This is a genomic window from Thermococcus sp. ES12, from assembly GCF_012027515.1.
Classification (GTDB): domain Archaea; phylum Methanobacteriota_B; class Thermococci; order Thermococcales; family Thermococcaceae; genus Thermococcus; species Thermococcus barossii.
In genome coordinates, this window is record NZ_SNUP01000003.1 from 107,726 (window position 1) to 123,810 (window position 16,085).

At 56.0% G+C, this 16,085-nt stretch carries 17 protein-coding genes; 9 read left to right on the forward strand and 8 right to left on the reverse strand.

Annotated features, from left to right (window positions below; genetic code table 11):
- Positions 1–68: 68 nt before the first annotated feature.
- The 3 genes from E3E37_RS08405 to E3E37_RS08415 all read left to right on the forward strand — a co-directional run bounded on the left by E3E37_RS08405 (position 69) and on the right by E3E37_RS08415 (position 2,619).
- Positions 69–1,967 (forward strand): S9 family peptidase, encoded by a 1,899-nt coding sequence (locus E3E37_RS08405; protein ID WP_167716836.1) that lies wholly within the window; start codon positions 69–71, stop codon positions 1,965–1,967.
- A gap of 62 nt (positions 1,968–2,029) precedes the next feature.
- The gene (locus E3E37_RS08410; RefSeq protein ID WP_167716569.1) at positions 2,030–2,302 is read left to right on the forward strand and encodes a hypothetical protein; all 273 of its coding nucleotides are present in this window, start codon (positions 2,030–2,032) and stop codon (positions 2,300–2,302) included.
- The gene (locus E3E37_RS08415; RefSeq protein WP_167716571.1) at positions 2,269–2,619 is read left to right on the forward strand and encodes a PIN domain-containing protein; all 351 of its coding nucleotides are present in this window, start codon (positions 2,269–2,271) and stop codon (positions 2,617–2,619) included. The genes E3E37_RS08410 and E3E37_RS08415 overlap by 34 nt, the downstream gene beginning before the upstream one ends.
- On the opposite strand, the gene E3E37_RS08420 is transcribed toward E3E37_RS08415, so the two are convergent.
- On the reverse strand, positions 2,607–3,068 hold the full coding sequence (locus E3E37_RS08420; RefSeq protein WP_167716838.1) for a DUF1931 family protein: 462 nt from the start codon (positions 3,066–3,068) through the stop codon (positions 2,607–2,609). The genes E3E37_RS08415 and E3E37_RS08420 overlap by 13 nt on opposite strands.
- A 134-nt stretch (positions 3,069–3,202) precedes the next feature.
- Positions 3,203–4,627, reverse strand: coding sequence for a phosphoenolpyruvate carboxylase (gene ppcA, locus E3E37_RS08425; protein ID WP_167716573.1), 1,425 nt, complete (start codon positions 4,625–4,627; stop codon positions 3,203–3,205).
- A gap of 114 nt (positions 4,628–4,741) precedes the next feature.
- On the opposite strand from ppcA, the gene E3E37_RS08430 reads away from it, so the two are divergent.
- Positions 4,742–5,341, forward strand: a complete 600-nt coding sequence (locus E3E37_RS08430; protein WP_167716575.1) for a molybdenum cofactor guanylyltransferase — start codon at positions 4,742–4,744, stop codon at positions 5,339–5,341.
- A 118-nt stretch (positions 5,342–5,459) separates the two neighbouring features.
- On the forward strand, positions 5,460–6,491 hold the full coding sequence (locus E3E37_RS08435) for a pyrolysin (RefSeq protein WP_088864880.1): 1,032 nt from the start codon (positions 5,460–5,462) through the stop codon (positions 6,489–6,491).
- Between the two features lie 8 nt (positions 6,492–6,499).
- On the opposite strand, the gene E3E37_RS08440 is transcribed toward E3E37_RS08435, so the two are convergent.
- Positions 6,500–7,018 carry a biotin transporter BioY gene (locus E3E37_RS08440; RefSeq protein ID WP_167716577.1) on the reverse strand — a complete coding sequence of 173 codons (519 nt, stop codon included), beginning with the start codon at positions 7,016–7,018 and terminating at the stop codon, positions 6,500–6,502.
- A 48-nt stretch (positions 7,019–7,066) separates the two neighbouring features.
- On the opposite strand from E3E37_RS08440, the gene E3E37_RS08445 reads away from it, so the two are divergent.
- Both E3E37_RS08445 and E3E37_RS08450 read left to right on the forward strand, forming a co-directional pair.
- Entirely contained in the window at positions 7,067–7,858 is a 792-nt protein-coding gene (locus tag E3E37_RS08445) for an energy-coupling factor ABC transporter ATP-binding protein (RefSeq protein ID WP_167716579.1), read from the forward strand.
- Positions 7,855–8,616 (forward strand): energy-coupling factor transporter transmembrane protein EcfT, encoded by a 762-nt coding sequence (locus tag E3E37_RS08450; protein ID WP_167716581.1) that lies wholly within the window; start codon positions 7,855–7,857, stop codon positions 8,614–8,616. The genes E3E37_RS08445 and E3E37_RS08450 overlap by 4 nt, the downstream gene beginning before the upstream one ends.
- Here E3E37_RS08450 and E3E37_RS08455 read toward each other — a convergent pair.
- On the reverse strand, positions 8,613–9,248 hold the full coding sequence (locus E3E37_RS08455) for a hypothetical protein (RefSeq protein WP_240921958.1): 636 nt from the start codon (positions 9,246–9,248) through the stop codon (positions 8,613–8,615). The two genes, E3E37_RS08450 and E3E37_RS08455, sit on opposite strands and share 4 nt — an antisense overlap.
- 51 nt (positions 9,249–9,299) lie before the next feature.
- Entirely contained in the window at positions 9,300–9,686 is a 387-nt protein-coding gene (locus tag E3E37_RS08460; protein ID WP_206204076.1) for a hypothetical protein, read from the reverse strand.
- 103 nt (positions 9,687–9,789) lie between these two features.
- Here E3E37_RS08460 and E3E37_RS08465 point away from each other — a divergent pair, with 103 nt between their 5' ends.
- Positions 9,790–10,596, forward strand: a complete 807-nt coding sequence (locus E3E37_RS08465) for a DUF63 family protein (RefSeq protein ID WP_167716583.1) — start codon at positions 9,790–9,792, stop codon at positions 10,594–10,596.
- A 4-nt stretch (positions 10,597–10,600) separates the two neighbouring features.
- On the opposite strand, the gene E3E37_RS08470 is transcribed toward E3E37_RS08465, so the two are convergent.
- From E3E37_RS08470 to E3E37_RS08480, 3 genes are read right to left on the reverse strand one after another with little or no spacing between them, the layout of a single operon-like run.
- Positions 10,601–13,222: a DEAD/DEAH box helicase gene (locus tag E3E37_RS08470; protein ID WP_167716585.1), complete on the reverse strand. Its 2,622-nt coding sequence runs from the start codon at positions 13,220–13,222 to the stop codon at positions 10,601–10,603.
- A 12-nt stretch (positions 13,223–13,234) separates the two neighbouring features.
- Positions 13,235–13,708, reverse strand: coding sequence for an Lrp/AsnC family transcriptional regulator (locus tag E3E37_RS08475; RefSeq protein ID WP_167716586.1), 474 nt, complete (start codon positions 13,706–13,708; stop codon positions 13,235–13,237).
- Positions 13,709–13,738: 30 nt separating this feature from the next.
- On the reverse strand, positions 13,739–14,866 hold the full coding sequence (locus E3E37_RS08480; protein ID WP_167716588.1) for a tyrosine--tRNA ligase: 1,128 nt from the start codon (positions 14,864–14,866) through the stop codon (positions 13,739–13,741).
- Between the two features lie 123 nt (positions 14,867–14,989).
- Here E3E37_RS08480 and E3E37_RS08485 point away from each other — a divergent pair, with 123 nt between their 5' ends.
- Positions 14,990–16,042, forward strand: a complete 1,053-nt coding sequence (locus E3E37_RS08485; RefSeq protein ID WP_167716590.1) for a DUF4350 domain-containing protein — start codon at positions 14,990–14,992, stop codon at positions 16,040–16,042.
- The last annotated feature ends 43 nt before the right edge of the window (positions 16,043–16,085 follow it).

Here is a 16,085-nt window from a genome sequence, read left to right on the forward strand (position 1 = left end):
TGTTTCTCGATAATCATCGAAACGCTAAGCTTTTATACGAAAAAGGCCGAGTTAGTTCGGTGGTTTCTATGGTGAAAGGTCTGGGTGAGAAAGACTTAGGAAAATTCAAGCTCGTCGGAAACATCGACGCATTCAAAAGGAGGCTCGTCTTCCAGGTCACCGAAATAAGCGTGGAGAAGGACGACTACTTCTCAAGGCTTTACCTCTACGACGGGAGGAAAGTTAAACCATTCACCTCTGGAAAGAAGGACGCGAACCCGCGCTTCTCCCCGGACGGAAAGCTGATAGCCTTCACCTCAAAGCGCGATAGGGAAAGCAGGGAGGCCGAGCTCTACGTTATCCCCACGGACGGCGGGGAGGCGAGGCTTTTAGTAAGGTTCAAGTACGGAATCAAAAACCTCCGCTTCACCGAGGACGGGAAGGGAATAGCGGTCGTCACGCCGATAGACATTGAGAAGAGACCAAAGGACGACGTCCACGTCATCAGGGAAATTCCCTTCTGGTTCAACGGCGTCGGCTGGATCTACGGGAAGAGGAGCGTCGTTTACTTGGTGGACATCGAGACCGGCAGGAAGAGACGGCTGACGCCGAAAAACCTTGACGTCTTGCAGATACGCTTCCACAGTGGCAGGCTCTACTTTGTGGCTCAGGAGGACCGCGAGAGGAAGCCGATGGTGAGCGACCTCTACGTCCTCGAGGGGAGGAAGGCAAGGAGACTAACCCCCGGGGAGTGGAGCGTGAGTGACTTCATTCCCCTCAACGATGGAACCTTCATCCTCAAGGCCAATACCCGCGAGCGCGGTATTCCCACGAACACCCACATCTACCACTACAACCCCGAGACGGGAGAGCTAAGGAAGCTCACCGCTAAGCTCGACCGCTCAGCCTACAACTCCCTGAACTGCGATGTTCGAGGGCCTCAGAGGGCGGAGCTGGCTTTTAAAGACGGCTGGGTTTATTACGTGGCAACGGACGGCCCGAGGGCGAACCTCTTCAGGGTGAACCTTGGGGGGGAGATAGAGCGCGTCATCGGTGGTGACAGGAGCGTCGAGAGCTTCGCCATCGGTGACTACATAGCCTTCACCGCCCAGGACGCGGTTACACCACTGGAACTTTACATTCTCCGCGACGGGAAGGAGAAAAAGCTCACGGACTTCAACGGCTGGATAAGAGAGTATACCCTCTCGAAGCCCGAGCACTTCAAGGTTAAAGCCAGCGATGGCGTTGAGATAGACGCATGGATAATGAGGCCCGTTGATTTTGAGCCCGGAAAGAAGTATCCGGCCGTTCTGGAGATTCACGGCGGGCCTAAAACCGCCTACGGCTACTCCTTCATGCACGAGTTCCACGTTTTTACTGCCAAAGGCTTCGTGGTAATCTTCTCCAACCCGCGCGGCAGCGACGGCTACGGTGAGGACTTTGCCGACATCAGGGGGCACTACGGCGAGCGCGATTATAAGGACCTGATGGACGTTGTGGACGAGGCCTTAAAGCGCTTCGGCTTCATCGATCTAGAGAGAATCGGCGTCACCGGCGGCTCCTACGGCGGCTTTATGACCAACTGGATAGTTGGACACACGAAGCGCTTTAAGGCCGCTGTAACCCAGCGCTCCATCTCCAACTGGGTGAGCTTCTTCGGCACGACTGACATCGGCTACTTCTTCGCGCCGGATCAGATAGGAGGCGACCCCTGGAGCAACAGGGAGGGCTACTGGGGGAAGAGCCCGCTGAAGTACGCGCCGAACGTCGAAACGCCCCTCCTCATAATCCACAGCATGGAGGACTACCGCTGCTGGCTGCCGGAGGCTCTGCAGTTCTACACGGCCTTGAAGTACCTCGGCAAGACCGTTGAGCTTGCCCTCTTCCCGGGCGAGAACCACGATCTCAGCAGGGGCGGAAAGCCGAAGCACCGCGTTAGGCGTCTGGAGCTGATTGCCGGGTGGATGGAGAGGTGGCTCAAGGAGTGAGCCTTTCCATTTTTTCGCAACACTTAAATACGTGAACCCACATATTCCAGTGCGGTGATGCTATGCCGAACATAACCCTCTCTATCCCCCCCGACCTCTACAGGCGAATGAAGAAACACCCCGAAATAAAGTGGAGTGAGGTAGCGAGAAAGGCCATAGCGGAGTATTTGGCCAAAATCGAGGCCGAGGAGCTGGGTTCGGAGGAGATACTGTACCTTCTCGGCGAGGACTTCAGGAGGGAGCTTGAGAGCACCCCCCTTGAGAAATACGAGAAGGCACTCGGGAAAACGAGGGATGCGGAATGGAAGAGGCTCTCTACGACACCAACGTCCTGATTGAAGCGGCAAAATCCGGAAAAAAGCTGAACGGATACACAACCGTTCTAAACGTCGTGGAGTTCCCGAGGGCTCTTGAGCTTGGACTGACGGTGATAACGCCGAGCCTCGAAGACTACCTGCTGGCGATTAAAATATCGCAGGCGATGGTGAGGAGGGGGACGCCTGTCCCGGCGGTTGACGCGATAGTTGCCGCCGTGGCGATGAACAGGGGGCTGAGGCTCGTCACGGAGGATAAGCACTTCGAGTGGATAAGGAAGGAGTTCGAGGGGCTAAGGCTCAGCTCGGAGAAAAAAGAAGGGCATCAAAGCGTGTAGTCCAGAACCCTCTTGGCCTCCTCGATGTGCTCGGGGTAGACGTTCTTTATCTCCGGGTGCAGGGCCTTGATGACCCTCCCGACGAGCACGAAGAGGGTTCCCGCTATTATTGGGAGCTCGTTTACGACTTCCTCCTCAAGGGGAATGTCGCCGGGTATCTTCCTGAGGACGTACTTCCTGATGGGCTCGATCTGAACCTTCTCGTCCTCGATGACCGCTCTAAAGAGGTTGAGGCTGTTCCTGAAGCCCTTTGTGATGGGTATGTGCCTGAGCTTTATCGTGCTTGAGCGTTCGGCCTTGGCATTTTCGTAGGCCACCTCGAAGAGGTCAGCGAGCTTTTTCTCGACTATCTCCATCATCTCCTCGGCGCGGGGCTTAATAACGGCCAGCTCACAGGTTCTTTCGAGTATCTTCTGGAGCTGGGGATACGGAATCACCATCTCCGCCACTGCCATCACCTCCGTTTTCTTCGCGAGAATTTTAGTAACTTTTAGTATATAAAACTTTCGCCGGAGAAAGGCAACCGCAAGAACAGATTTTTCCGAAAATGGAAAATCCATACAAAAGACGAAAGAATCCATTTTCACCCCAAAAAGCCCCTAATCCCGGCCGCCTCCACTATCAGTTCACCGCTCAGCTCTCCGGCCAGGATTCTTGATGTTATCTCCAGGTGCCTTTCGTCCCTCTCGTAGTTCCTGGCCATCTCCGCGAGGGGCCTGAGGAACGGGAACCTCTCGGCAACCTTCGGGTTGAAGTAGCGGAAGGCGAACTCGATGTCCCTGTAAAGACCGAGGTAGTGCTCGCCGAGGAACTCAAGCTCCCCCTCACCCAGCGCGCTCAGCCCGAGGAGCTCCGGTGGAATTCCCAGGGAGTAGAGCGAGGCCGTGAACTTGATCGCCCTCGGCAGCGCTGAGCCGTTGACCTCGCGGGAGTAGCCGAAGAGGCCTATGTGCAGTTTCCTCCTTCTCCTCGATGGAACGAACTTCGCCACCTCACGGATCAGGGGTGCCAGGGCCCTCAGCTCGGTGGAGTACCTGAGCTCGTACTTACCGAGGATTTCAAAGACCTCCCCCGGAACGGGCTGGGCTTCCTTTCTCCTGGATTCCCTGATTCTCTCAACGGCCCTTATGACCTCCTTGGGAGGCCTGTCGTACTTGAAGGAGCTCTGTACCGTGAAGGTCTGAACGCTTGGATACTCCCTGAGAACCGCCTCGACGTTCTCCGGCGTGAGGTGTCCCCTGAACGGAGCGCCACCGACGCCGATTATCGGATAGATTGGCAACCCCATTTCCTCCTCAAGCTCCTGCAGCTCAAAGAGCGCCAGCTTGTCGTAGAGCACCGCGCTGATTAGGCCGTAGTTCATGGCCGGGTCGCTCCTGGCGAGGAAAACGCGCTGGTATTCAACCTCCTTCCCGCTCAGATACCGCCGGACGATGCCCGCCGCGTGGAGTATTGCCTCCCGGCTCTCGAAGAGCGGGATTATCGCTATCTCCGAGGGGTAAAACTCCCCTATCCACTCGTGGAGCTTGATGTCGTGAACCCTTTTGTACTGCTTTCCCGCTATGTAGTGTCTGTAAAGCTCGTAAACCCTGTTCAGTTCCTCGGCCGAGGTCGTCATCGGGAGGATAACCTCGAAAATGGGCGGAAGCTCTTCACCGTAGAACAATCTCGCGTAGTCTGCCGAGCGAGGTATCGCTTCCAACGTTTCCAGGAGAAGCTTCGCCTCCGCCCTCTCGACACTGGGGTTGGGGACTCGCGGCGTCAGCCTGAGCTCCTTCCCGAGCTTTCTGTGCTTGAAGAAATATCCATAGCGCTCGAATAGCTTCTTGACGACGAACTCGTCCACTTCCTTGCCCTCGAAGTCCCACATCTGCTCCTCTATGCCGAGGACGCTGAAGGCGTAGAAGGCCTCGACCACCTCGTCCTCGCCGCCCATCGTCGGACTGCCGGCAAAAAAGGGGATAAATACGTTGTCAGGATGCTGAGTACTCATCGTTCTTGGTATCATTCATCCCACCAAAATGGCAAAGAACTGGCATTACTTAAGATTTTTGGAGACGAAATTGTCTGAATGACAGAAAGCCGGAAAAAGGTTTTTAAGCGTCCGGTCGTAGTCCGGCCCATGAAGGCATACATCCTGGCGTTTCCGGAGAAGCGATGGGAGAACTACACCCTGCCAGTTGCCGGTGAGCCGGTTGTTGGGCTGACGGAGCGGAGGCTCAGGCTCAGCAAGAGGATAGACGAGGTCATCACTGTGGTCAGGAGGGACAGGCTCAGGACATATTCCCTTCACGTCTCGAATCCCCTTCCTGTTTCCGCGAGGAGCAGGATGGAGGCTCTTCTGAAGGCCCTCCCGAAAGCGCCGTTTTTTCTCGTCGAAGGCAACATGCCGCTGATAATGCCCTTCCTCGTGAACTACATGACGGGCCTCTTCTACGAGAACGAGCCGGAGGCCCTGATACCCGTCTGGCGGGATGGAACGGCGGAGGTTACACATGCGGTTTACGAGCCTGACGCCCTTTCCGATGCCATTGAGGCGGCCATGGCCGAGGGTTACCGGAGCCTGGGCAGGGTAGTGGAGTTCCTCGACTACGAACCGCTGCCAATTGAGGAACTGGCGAAGAGGAACCCGAAGGTCACGCTGAGCTTCTTCAGGGTGAGGAACTCCTTCGACGTCAGGTTCGCGGAGGAGACGCTGGAAAAGATGAGAGGCCAAATTTGATTGGAAATCCTTCAAAATTGTGTAAGAAGACTTAAATAGTGCAAAGCCTACAATAAACTAAGGGTAGGAGTCCCGAAAAGTTCTTCTGCTCGGTTCGGACCAAAAAGGAGAGAGTATTATGAAAAAAATTTTGAGCGCAGCGGTATCGCTGCTCATGCTTTTCAGTCTGGTGGCAGTGCTGGGGCCCCCGTCGGCTTCCGCAAAGCCCCTGACGGATTACAACGTGCTGGTTCTAAAGAACTCTGACGCCTGGGGTTCTCCCAGCGTTGAAAACACGCTCACGAACATGGGCATCCCCTACGACGTTATGACAAGCGCTGAACTTCAGAACAGAACAACCCAGAACCTAATAGATGCGTACGACATGATTATCATTGTAAGCGACCAGTCCCAGGACTTTTATGACGAGATAGGGCCACAGATGGGCAAGCTGGAGGATTACGTAAGGGCAGGAAGGGTCCTCGAAATCCACGCCGCCAACTGGGGCTGGGGCGGTGGAGTGTGGACGACACCCCTGCCCAGGGACGTGACGCTGACCAAGAGCTACTCGCGCAGGGATTACGTTATCGCCAACAACACGACCCTCGCCAGCAGTTACGCAAGCCACGCCTACCTCAACAACCTTCCCGCCGACGCGGAGATAATTACAGTTCAGGCACCATCGGGAACTCCCGAATACGGCAGGCCGAGCACTGCAGTCTACACCCTTGGAAACGGCAGGGTGTTTGTAACAGGCCTTACCATCGAATACAGCGTCGCAAGAAAGGGGCCCGAATGGGAGGCGTTCTACAGGGAGATGATACTGAACAACCTAGGTTACTCCCAAGTGGTTCCCACACCTGAGGCGCCGGCTCAAAAGGGAATAAACGTGATGTTATTCAATTTCTATTACTACATCCAGTACCACAGGAACCTCGACAGATACAACACCCTCTACGGGGAGGCCCTCGATGGGGGGCTGGACAACGAAACCCTCGGTCTGGCGACAATACAGAACGACACAGCCGCTGACTACTATGCCAACGCGAGCCAGTACGGGCCAGTTGTTGCGAACTTCCCGAGGATCTACATCTTCATAGACCTGAGAAAGGCGGCGCTTCACCAGAAGCAGGCAGTAGGAATACTTGAAGAGGGAATGGCCGACTGGTGATCTGCCATTCACCCTATTTCTATTGCTTTTCTGACCCTGTCTGCTATCAAAACCGCCACTCCAGCTTTTATTGCATCAACGGGCAGGAACGGCATCACCCCAAGGAGGAAGGCCTTCTGAAAGTCTCCCCCAAGGAAAAGGCCGAGCCTCAGCCAGCCGAGGAGGTATATTACCCCGACCCCGACCAGGGAGCCTCCGAGCATGCCGCTTTTCTTTCCAGTTTTTTCGGCCACATACCCCGCTATGGACGCCGCTATTGGAAACGCGACTATGTAACCCCCAGTCGGCCCGTAGAGCACCGCGAACCCGCCCTGAAAACCGGCGAACACCGGGAGCCCCACGGCACCCATGACCACGTAAACGAGCTGGCTCAGAAAGCCGAGCCTCGCCCCGAGGACGAGCCCGCTCAGGAGAACGACCAGAACCTGAAGCGTTATCGGAACCGGGCCTATGGGTATGCTTATCTGGGCACCGACCGCGGTTAGGGCCGCAAAGAGCGCCGTGAATGCCACATCTCTGCCGTTCATCCCGTCCACCTTGCAAAGTTTTTAAACTTAAAACTTGAAAGGTTCACGATGATCCGGGTTAAAAATCTTTGGCACGTCTACGAGAACGGGAGGGAGGCCCTGAGGGGCGTAGACTTTGAGATGAGCGAGGAGATAGTGGCGCTCGTCGGACAGAACGGAAGCGGAAAAACGACGCTAGCCAAACACCTGAACGGCCTTTTAAAGCCCACCCGGGGAAAGGTAACCATAGACGGCATGGACACGAGGGAACACACGGTTGCAGAGCTTTCGCGAGTCGTCGGCTACGTCTTTCAGAACCCCGAGCATATGTTCTTTGAGGAGGACGTCTTCAGGGAGGTTGCCTTCGGGCCGAAGAACCTCGGTTTGAGTGAGGAGGAGGTAACAAAGCGCGTTCAGTGGGCACTGAGAGTGGTGAATCTCCAGGGCTACGAGAAGAGAACCCCGTACTCCCTGAGCGGGGGTGAGAAGCAGAGGCTGGCGATAGCCTGCGTCCTGGCGATGAGGCCAAAGTACCTGATACTCGACGAACCAACGACGGGACTGGACGCCAAGAGCGCCACGGGGGTCGTTGAGACGATACGCGAGCTAAGGAAGGAGGGCCACGGAATACTGCTCATAACCCACGACATGGACCTGGTTCTGGAGCTGGCCGAGAGGGTTGTCCTGCTTCACGGAGGGAGGAAGGTCTTCGACGGTTCGGTGGAGGAGTTCTTCTCCCTGGAACTCCACGACTACGGACTCGAAAAGCCCGAACTCCTCAGGATAAGCGAAAGGCTCGGGATAGGGTTCGTGAGAAGTGCCTCTGAGATCGTAAACGCCCTGGCGGGTGGTTCCCGATGATATACCCGTTCTACTTCGAGAGGGATTCCCTCCTCCATGGCCTCGATCCCAGGGTTAAGATACTCGGGACCGTGGCGGGGATAGCCGCGATAATGCTTTACAACGACCCAGTTTTCCTGATCCCCCTGTTCTTCATGACGCTCATCGCCGTTAGGGTTCTCGGAAAGATTGAAATCCGGGAACAACTCCGCCTTCTGAAGCCCCTCATCCCCATAGTCATCATAACTCTCATAATATGGCCCCTGATATACAAGCCAAGGCTCCAGGGGCTTCTCTTTGGTGTCTCGTTCTCGATACGTCTACTGACCTTTGCCCTGCTGACGTTCATGCTGCTGATGACGACGACCCAGCGCGACCTGATACTGGGTTTTGTGAGACTGGGCATGCCCTACGAGTTCGGCCTGACGATATCGATAGCCCTCCGCTACATACCGACGCTCTACATGCTCACGGGCAACATCATGGACGCCCAGAAGAGCCGGGGCTGGGAAGTTGAGAAGGGGAACTTCCTGGTCAGGATGAAGAGAATGAGTGCGGTGCTGATTCCCCTGCTCGTCGCCTCGCTCAAAACGGCCCACGAGCTGAGCATAGCCCTTGAGAGCCGGGCCCTGGGGGCCACAAAGAAAAGGACGTTCCTCTACGATATCGAGATGACGGGCAGGGACTACGCGGCAACCGCTGTCATCTTAATCCTGTTCGGACTGGCGCTCTACGTCCGCTACGGCCTGGGACTCGGACACGTGAGCATATACGGCTAAAGAAGGGGCTTTATTAAAGAGTCTATGGGTATCGAGTGGTCTCCAACGGAGGAAACGTGATCGGGGGGCGCTTTCAGGACTGTCATGTTAAAGCGGTAATGACCGCGGTAGGAGCTGGTTCTCAGGACCGCCAGCGCCTCGAATATCTCCGGGAGGTCGTAGAGGCGCCTGAACTCCCCCGGAAGGTCGAGCTCGTTGAGTTCTATGGTCGTGTGTCCCAGAACCAGAATGAGGCCCTTTCCGTCGACCAGTTTTCTGACCTCCACCACTCCCTCCGCGGAGCGGTTGAGAAGTGCCGGAAAGAGGGAGACAACCACGAGGGAGCCATCCTCAACGACGTTGAGGGCTGCCACGAGTTCATCTATGGAATAGACGTTGCCCACGTAGAGGTTAGAAACGTCATCGGTGAGGCGCTTCAGGAGCTTAACAGAAAAAGCCGTTCCGGGGCCTATATGGTAAACTGGACCATCTTTAAGGGCGTTGGCGACGAGGTGGTACAGAAAAACCGTCTCGGCCAGCTCGTCGGTTGATATTATCCCCGCTATGCTCCCCTCACTGAGACCGAAGGGGAACCCCTCGAAGGGCTTTACCTCCCTGGATTGGAGCTCGGCCGGTTTGAAGAACATAGGCATCACATAGCTTAGCGCGCTGGAGATATTTATACCTTACTCAAAAAAGAGAACTCAGAGGGCCGCGAGTGCGCCAATCGTCAATACCCCCAGGAGCACCAGAATCCCCATGACCATTGCAGCGATTACCGCGGAGAGTATCCACGCAAGGAAGGCCCTGAGCCAGTCAGTGTCAAAGACGGCCTTTATCACCCAGAGATTGGCCAAGAAACCCAGTATCGGACCGAGGGGCTGGAACACCGCCCCAACGATGGCACCGATCAGGGCACCGAGTATTCCTCCACCGAGTATTGCGATCATTGCCTTTCCTATCGAGGCATTTTTTATTCCTATAAGCTTGGCCGCCATCCACAGGAAGAGGGCCGCTATGAAAAGCGCCAGCAGGAAGCCGAGTATCGCGGCGGCACCGAGTCCAAAGACCATTCCGGGTCCATGCACCATTCCCTCACCTCCAACCGGTATTGGGCTGCAGATTTATTAAAGTTCCCGTTTTCGCTCCAAAAGACCTTTAAACAGGAAGGGTGACTCAGGCTGGGGGAAAGAGATGCTGGAATCGCTGTGGAATGAGCTGTGGGGCTTCATCTACAGGTACTTCTGGGAGCCTATGTTCACAAGGAGCGGTTATAATCCGGTCAACACGCTCGTGTACGCCTTCATGCTCGGCTTTGGTGCCATATATACATATAGGTATATACTGAAACCCCTTCGGATTAAAATCGACAGGACGCTCTTTATAGCGGTCACCCTGATGGTCGTCTTCGGGTCAACGGTCAGGGCCCTCGTTGATGGGGGGATCCTACCCCAGAGCCCGCTGATACTCACGCCGGGAATCTTCTTCACGACGTTCTTTGTAATGCTCCCCGCGATAGTTCTGGACGCGAAGCTGAAAACATACCCCAAGCTGACCTTTGGCTGGGGCGCACTTCTGGCGCTAGGGGCCAACTACCTCCTCGTCACACACGCCAAGAGCTGGGAGCCCTACGAGCTGACGCTAATCCACACCTTCGTCTCCTGGATTCCGGCCCTGCTGGTATACAGGTACCGGCCCTTCGACAGGCTCTACCTCTACGCAGTCCTGGCTCACCTCTACGACATGGGGTCAACGGTGGTGGCGATTCATTTCTACGGCTACCGCGAGGTTCACTGGCTGGAGAACATTCTGGTTCAGCACTTCGGGGCGTACTTCTACTACCCGTGGATAACATTCATTCTTGTTGTGGTCTACTACGGCCTCCAGAAGCTGGTCCCGGACGAGGAGGAAAGACGCCTCTGGTACCTGATGGTCTACGTCCTAGGCCTGGGGCCGGCGATAAGGGACCCCGCCCAGCTGGTGCTGCAGATAGGAGGCTGATCCTTCAGCCGTTCCTCCTTCCATTCCTGTGCCTTCCCTGTGGTTGGTCACTCCTTCCCCGATCTTTCCTGCCTTCCCGGCCCCTCCAATCTAAGGACCCTTGGTGTCCTCTTCCGCCCCCATGGTCCCCTCGTATTGTCCTGCCCTCCTCGATCTCCCTCCTGAGAAGCTTCGCCTCGTTCTCGGCAGTCCTTACCCCGAAAACCCTTGCTATCCTCTCGATGGCTTCAAGCTTTCTGACTATTCCGTCGAGCCACGTGAAGACGTCGCCCGGGTAAACGATGAGGCCGTAGACCTTCCTGAAGTGCTCCGCTATCTGGGTTGGGTGCTTGCCGTTCCTCCTCAGCTCGATTATCAGGTTGCTAACGCGCTCCATCGCGTAGTCGGTGCAGTCGTCCTCAGGACACATAAAGAATTCCTGGTAGATTGTGAAGAGCCTTTCAGCGGCGTTGGGGCTGAGCTCCGGGATGACCTTGTCCAGCTCCTCAAGGATCGAGGCGAAGCTGGGCGAGAAGACGTTTGCGCTCAAGCGACCCCTAACTGCACCTTCAAGCTCCCTCTGGAGCGTTCCGTTCAAATACAGGTTCTCGAAGGGGAGTAGCTTGACGGCTATCCACTGGGCTGGCTTCTTTCCAAGGTTGCCCCTTACAAAGGTCGCCTCCCTGGGGAGCAAAAAGCTCATGCTTACGGCCCTTCCGTAGGGGGTGACATCGACGAGGGAGCCCTTAAGGCGAACGAGGTCGTACTCCTCCAGCTTCTCCAGAACCTTCTCGGCACTCTGATTGGCGCCGAGACATTTACTTTGCACGTCCTCAATGACGTCAAGATGATTGAAGACGCAGGAATGGGCCAGAACATTGTCCTGTTCGAGCTCGTCGCTCCACTCAACGATGACGGGCTCAATTGGAGCGGTGAGCAGCTTGAACGCAATCTCGTCCTCGGAGCTCTCCATCTGGGCCGAGTACTTCCTCCCAGGCTCCACGATTAGGTAAACCCTGCCCTTCTCGTGGTAGAGCGGCCTTCCGGCGCGGCCGAGCATCTGGTGGAACTCCCGAACGGTGAGCCACTTGTTGCCCATGGCGAGGCTCTCGAAGATGACCTGCGATGCCGGAAAGTCAACGCCCGCTCCGAGGGCTGCTGTGGTAACTACAACGTCGAGCATCTGGGCCTGAAACTCCATCTCAGTGAGCTTTCTCTGTCTGTAAGGTAATCCGGAGTGGTAGGGCTTCGCCTTGAGCCCTTTACTCGTGAGGTAAGCCGCCAGCTCGTGCGTCCTCTTGCGCGAGAAGGTGAAGACTATGCTCTGACCCCTGTAGCCCTGCCGCGACTTTCTACTTGCCTCGGCACGGCACAGAACCGCTATATGTCTCCACTTCTCGCTCTCGTTTCTGACAATGATTATGTGCCTTTCCAAGTCGACGGGCCTTTCGTCGTAGAGAACCAGCTTCAGGCCGAGCTCTTTGGCAAGCTCCTCGGGATTGCCTATGGTGGCACTCAGGCCTATGAACTGAGCATTGGGATAGAGCTTCCTCAAGCGGGCTATCAGGCCATCAAGCCTCGGTCCTCGCTCCTCGTCGTCGAGGGTGTGAATCTCGTCTATCACTATAGTTCCGACGTTGCCGATTTTTCTGCCTGCCCTCAGCAAGTAGTCAATACCCTCGTAGGTTCCTACTATGATGTCAGCATCTATGCCTGTATCTACGACCACCAGCTCATCCTTCGTCTTTATCCTGCTCATGCCGACCCTTATCGCCACACGGAGGCCGAGCTTGGAGTAGCGCCTCTTAAAATCTTCATACTTCTGATTGGCCAAGGCAACGAGCGGAACGAGGAAGAGGAGCTTTTTCCCCTCCATCGCCTTGGGAACGCCCGCCAGCTCGCCGATGAGGGTCTTACCGCTAGCTGTTGCCGAAACAACGAGAAGATTCTCCCCTTCGAGGAGGCCGTTTTTAACGGCCAGACTCTGAACCGGGAGGAGCTCGCTGACGCCTTCCGCTTTGAGAACGGATTTAAACTTCTCTGGTAGGGGGAGCTCGTCAAGATGTATTTTCTCAACGCGCACATGCTTCGCCTTCAGCTCGTCCCACTTGGTTATCTCCGGGTGCCTCGTCGGGTCGAAGCGGGGATCGAAGGCGTAGAGAACCTTGTCAAGATCTCTAAAGCGTTCGAGGAGCTTCTTCGCCTGGTCAAACATGGCCACGCTCTTAAACCTGAAGCGAAGCTCCCTCTTCAGCTCGTCCTCGGCACAGCGCTCGCAGATGTACTCGTCCCGGTATTTTATTCGGTTTCCGGGGGTGAGAACTGTTATCCTACCTTCCAGCAGGCAGAGGCGGCACAGCTCGGCCTTCTCTACGCGCTTGTTCTGGAGCCTCCGCCTGAAGTAGTCCTCCCACTCATCGGCATTGACGAGGACGATTCTTGCCTGGCGGAGGAGCTTCTCGATCTCCTTCGGATTGCGGTAGTTGCTTCCCTCCAGAACCTTGAAGAGCCTTCCCTCGCGCATTATAAAGCGGTATATCCTGTCAGCTTTCAGGTTCTTCATCGCGGTGAGCTTTTCCGGCTCGCTCTCGATGAAAAACGCTTCCAGCTCGTTTTTCTTTCTCCCCGGTCTCACAACGAAGAGCATGTCACTCCCCCATCAGTGCCTCTCGGCCTCACTCGGAACCCAGTTCTCCTTGAAGGTGTCTATTATGAGCGTCACCTCCACCCGCTCCAGGTTCTTGCCGAAGAACCGTTTAAGCCTCCCCGCGAAGGCCTTGACCTCGTCGGTGTTGTGAAAGCTGGCCCTCACGAGTATCTGCCTCTCACCGCTGCGGCGGTAAAGACTCTGAACCTCATCGAGCTTGGCGATGCGCTTCAGAATGGGGTCAATCGTGTGGTCGTCTATCGCCAGGCGCAGTTCAAAGAATGCCTGGACGTACTCGTCGAGGAAGGCCGGGTCGATGACAGCGGAGTATCCCCGTATAGCCCCAAGCCTCTCCAGCTTCTCAACCCGGTTTTTAACGCTCGCCGGGGACAGGCCAACCCGCTTTCCGAGTTCGGTTAGGGTTATCCTACCCTCTCTCCTCAGGATTCTGAGTATTTCCCTGTCCTTCTCATCTACTCCCGGCATCGGCTCCACCAGCTGAAGGAAAAAGAAGAATCAGCGGGTGATCTTTATCTCCCGCATCAGCTCCAGCGGTTCGGGGTGCCTCTCGAAGTACTCCCTGACCGGCCTGAGGAGCTCGATGAGGTATTCAGCTACCGCGTTCTTGAGGTCGAGCGGGTGAAGCTTGCCCTCGGCAAAGTCCCTCTTGAGCTCCTCGAAGGTGGTGTAGGTGACGTCGCCGCCGAACTTGGCGGGCCTGTGGATTGTGAACTCCGTTGGCTCTTCCCTGAAGATTATGTACTCTGCCCAGTCGAGGACCGGGTTGTAGGTCACCTCCCTCGCGGGGCAGAAGGCCTTCCTGAGCTTCTGCCTTATCTCCTCGGGGCTGTCGTGGATGAAAACCGCCGAGTAGGGCTTGCTCTTGCTCATCTTCATCTGTGTCTTCAGCTCCTTGAACTGCTCCTCGCTCTCGATTGGCCAGACCGGTGGCTCCTGAAGGCCGAGGAGGAGGTGGTGGTGCAGGGCGACGGGCTTGAGCTTCTCGCCCTTCCATTCGAGGGCGTGGTACTTGAGCTTCTGAGCCACCTCGATGGCTATGACGTGGGCCTTCCTTTGATCCATTCCGGCGTGAGCTATCGTGACCCCCTGATAGAAGATATCGGCGACCTGCATGGCCGGGTAGATGAGCTTTGCGAAGTCTATCCCCTCTCCCATCTGGCGCCCCATGATGGTTATGGAGCGCATCATCCTTGCGAGGGTGACGTTCTTGGAGATATCTATGACCGTCTGCCAGTAGTCGCCCTTCTCAAGTATCTCGCTTGCGAGAACGAACTCGACCTTCTCCGGGTCGCCGCCCATGACCTTTATGCTCTGCTTCATGCCCTCCCTGAAGTAGGTCAAAGCCACCTTCTGGATTACCTCCAAATCCCCGCCGAGTTTGTCGTTTATCCAGCTGTGCCAGTCGGCGAGGAAAATCCTCGTCTTGATTCCAGCCTTCTGGAGGTCGGCTATCTTCGCTCCAGCCATGAGTCCGGTTCCGAGGTGAATGTAACCGCTTATCTCAAACCCGATGTAGTGCTGCATCGGAGCACCGACTTCAAACAGGTGCCTGAGGTTCTCCTCGGTTAGGAGCTCCTCCGTTGGCTTTCTTTTAACGAGCTCTATCTTTCGCTCAATGTCCATACTCACCACCTGAAGCCTGAACGGTATAAGCCTTTAAGGACTTTACGGAACTTTTTCGGGACTGTTAAAGTTCGGATTCATAAGATTTATAACTTCATGAGCCTTAAATAACCCGGTGATACCATGAGGAAGGCTGCAATAATACTTGCGGTGTTTGTTTTCTTTGGAGTGTTTGGATTCGCCATGGCCAGCGCCACCACCATCGGTGTTGACCTCTCCCATGGTGAAAGCGACAAGGGCCTGGCAGTATTGACTGACAAGAACGGCAACGTCATCGCCGAGGGAATGATAAAGACCATCACCGATGTCAACTGGGTTTACATCGGTGACCCCGCTCTGGCGGACCAGCTCGGGATACAGAGCGTCGGCGAGAAGATAACCGCCGATGCCCTCAAGGACGTCGACTTCCTTATCATAGGCCAGCCAAGCCAGCCCTTCAGCAACGACGAGATAAAAGCCATCGAAGAATGGTGGAACCAGGGCGGAAAGATTCTCTGGGTTGCCGCCGACAGTGACTACGGCGACGGTAAGGACAGGATTGACTACGCTGACTCTATTCTCGACGCGCTTGGCGTTCACCTTAGGGTCGACCAGGCCTCCGTTGAGGATGCCACCAGCAACGCTGGAGCCGGCTACCGTGTCGTCGGCCTCGTCAACCCCTCAGCCGATACTCCAAACAAGGACATGCTCACCAAGGACCTCAAGAACGGTGGAAAGGTCCTCTTCCACGGACCGGGTGTCGTTGCCTACGTTGACGACGACGGAAACTGGAAGCCGCTCCCTGCCGGAGGGGGCATTGAGAACGTCTACGTCATCGTCACCAGCAGCGGCGACGGCCAGATCGTCGAGAACACTGACCCAGCGGCCCAGGCCTACACCGCCGGTGAGACTGGCCAGTTCCCGCTCATGGCCGTTGAGGTCTTCCCGGACAAGAAGAACGTCCTCATCGTCAGCGGTGAGACTCCATACGGTGGCTACGAGCCCATGTGGAGCCCGACCTACCACGGTGTTGATCTCGACGGTCCACAGTTCGTCACCAACTTCATCCACTGGACCATTGACCTCCAGCAGAGCCTCGGAAAGGAAGAGGGTGGCGGCGGTGGAAGCACCTGCGGTCCGGCCGCTCTCCTCGGACTCGCCATAATACCTCTCGCCCTCTACAGGAGGAAGAGGTGAATCTTCTTTTTCTTTAGTTCCTTGAACCATTAATTTTTTATTG

Bases quoted from the DNA above. Each gene is read 5' to 3' on its own strand.
- E3E37_RS08405 (WP_167716836.1), top strand. From the start codon at position 69: ATGGTGAAAGGTCTGGGTGAGAAAGACTTAGGAAAATTCAAGCTCGTC.
- E3E37_RS08410 (WP_167716569.1), top strand. From the start codon at position 2,030: ATGCCGAACATAACCCTCTCTATCCCCCCCGACCTCTACAGGCGAATG.
- E3E37_RS08415 (WP_167716571.1), top strand. From the start codon at position 2,269: ATGGAAGAGGCTCTCTACGACACCAACGTCCTGATTGAAGCGGCAAAA.
- ppcA (WP_167716573.1), bottom strand. From the start codon at position 4,627: ATGATACCAAGAACGATGAGTACTCAGCATCCTGACAACGTATTTATC.
- E3E37_RS08430 (WP_167716575.1), top strand. From the start codon at position 4,742: ATGAAGGCATACATCCTGGCGTTTCCGGAGAAGCGATGGGAGAACTAC.
- E3E37_RS08435 (WP_088864880.1), top strand. From the start codon at position 5,460: ATGAAAAAAATTTTGAGCGCAGCGGTATCGCTGCTCATGCTTTTCAGT.
- E3E37_RS08440 (WP_167716577.1), bottom strand. From the start codon at position 7,018: ATGAACGGCAGAGATGTGGCATTCACGGCGCTCTTTGCGGCCCTAACC.
- E3E37_RS08445 (WP_167716579.1), top strand. From the start codon at position 7,067: ATGATCCGGGTTAAAAATCTTTGGCACGTCTACGAGAACGGGAGGGAG.
- E3E37_RS08450 (WP_167716581.1), top strand. From the start codon at position 7,855: ATGATATACCCGTTCTACTTCGAGAGGGATTCCCTCCTCCATGGCCTC.
- E3E37_RS08455 (WP_240921958.1), bottom strand. From the start codon at position 9,248: ATGCCTATGTTCTTCAAACCGGCCGAGCTCCAATCCAGGGAGGTAAAG.
- E3E37_RS08460 (WP_206204076.1), bottom strand. From the start codon at position 9,686: ATGGTGCATGGACCCGGAATGGTCTTTGGACTCGGTGCCGCCGCGATA.
- E3E37_RS08465 (WP_167716583.1), top strand. From the start codon at position 9,790: ATGCTGGAATCGCTGTGGAATGAGCTGTGGGGCTTCATCTACAGGTAC.
- E3E37_RS08470 (WP_167716585.1), bottom strand. From the start codon at position 13,222: ATGCTCTTCGTTGTGAGACCGGGGAGAAAGAAAAACGAGCTGGAAGCG.
- E3E37_RS08475 (WP_167716586.1), bottom strand. From the start codon at position 13,708: ATGCCGGGAGTAGATGAGAAGGACAGGGAAATACTCAGAATCCTGAGG.
- E3E37_RS08480 (WP_167716588.1), bottom strand. From the start codon at position 14,866: ATGGACATTGAGCGAAAGATAGAGCTCGTTAAAAGAAAGCCAACGGAG.
- E3E37_RS08485 (WP_167716590.1), top strand. From the start codon at position 14,990: ATGAGGAAGGCTGCAATAATACTTGCGGTGTTTGTTTTCTTTGGAGTG.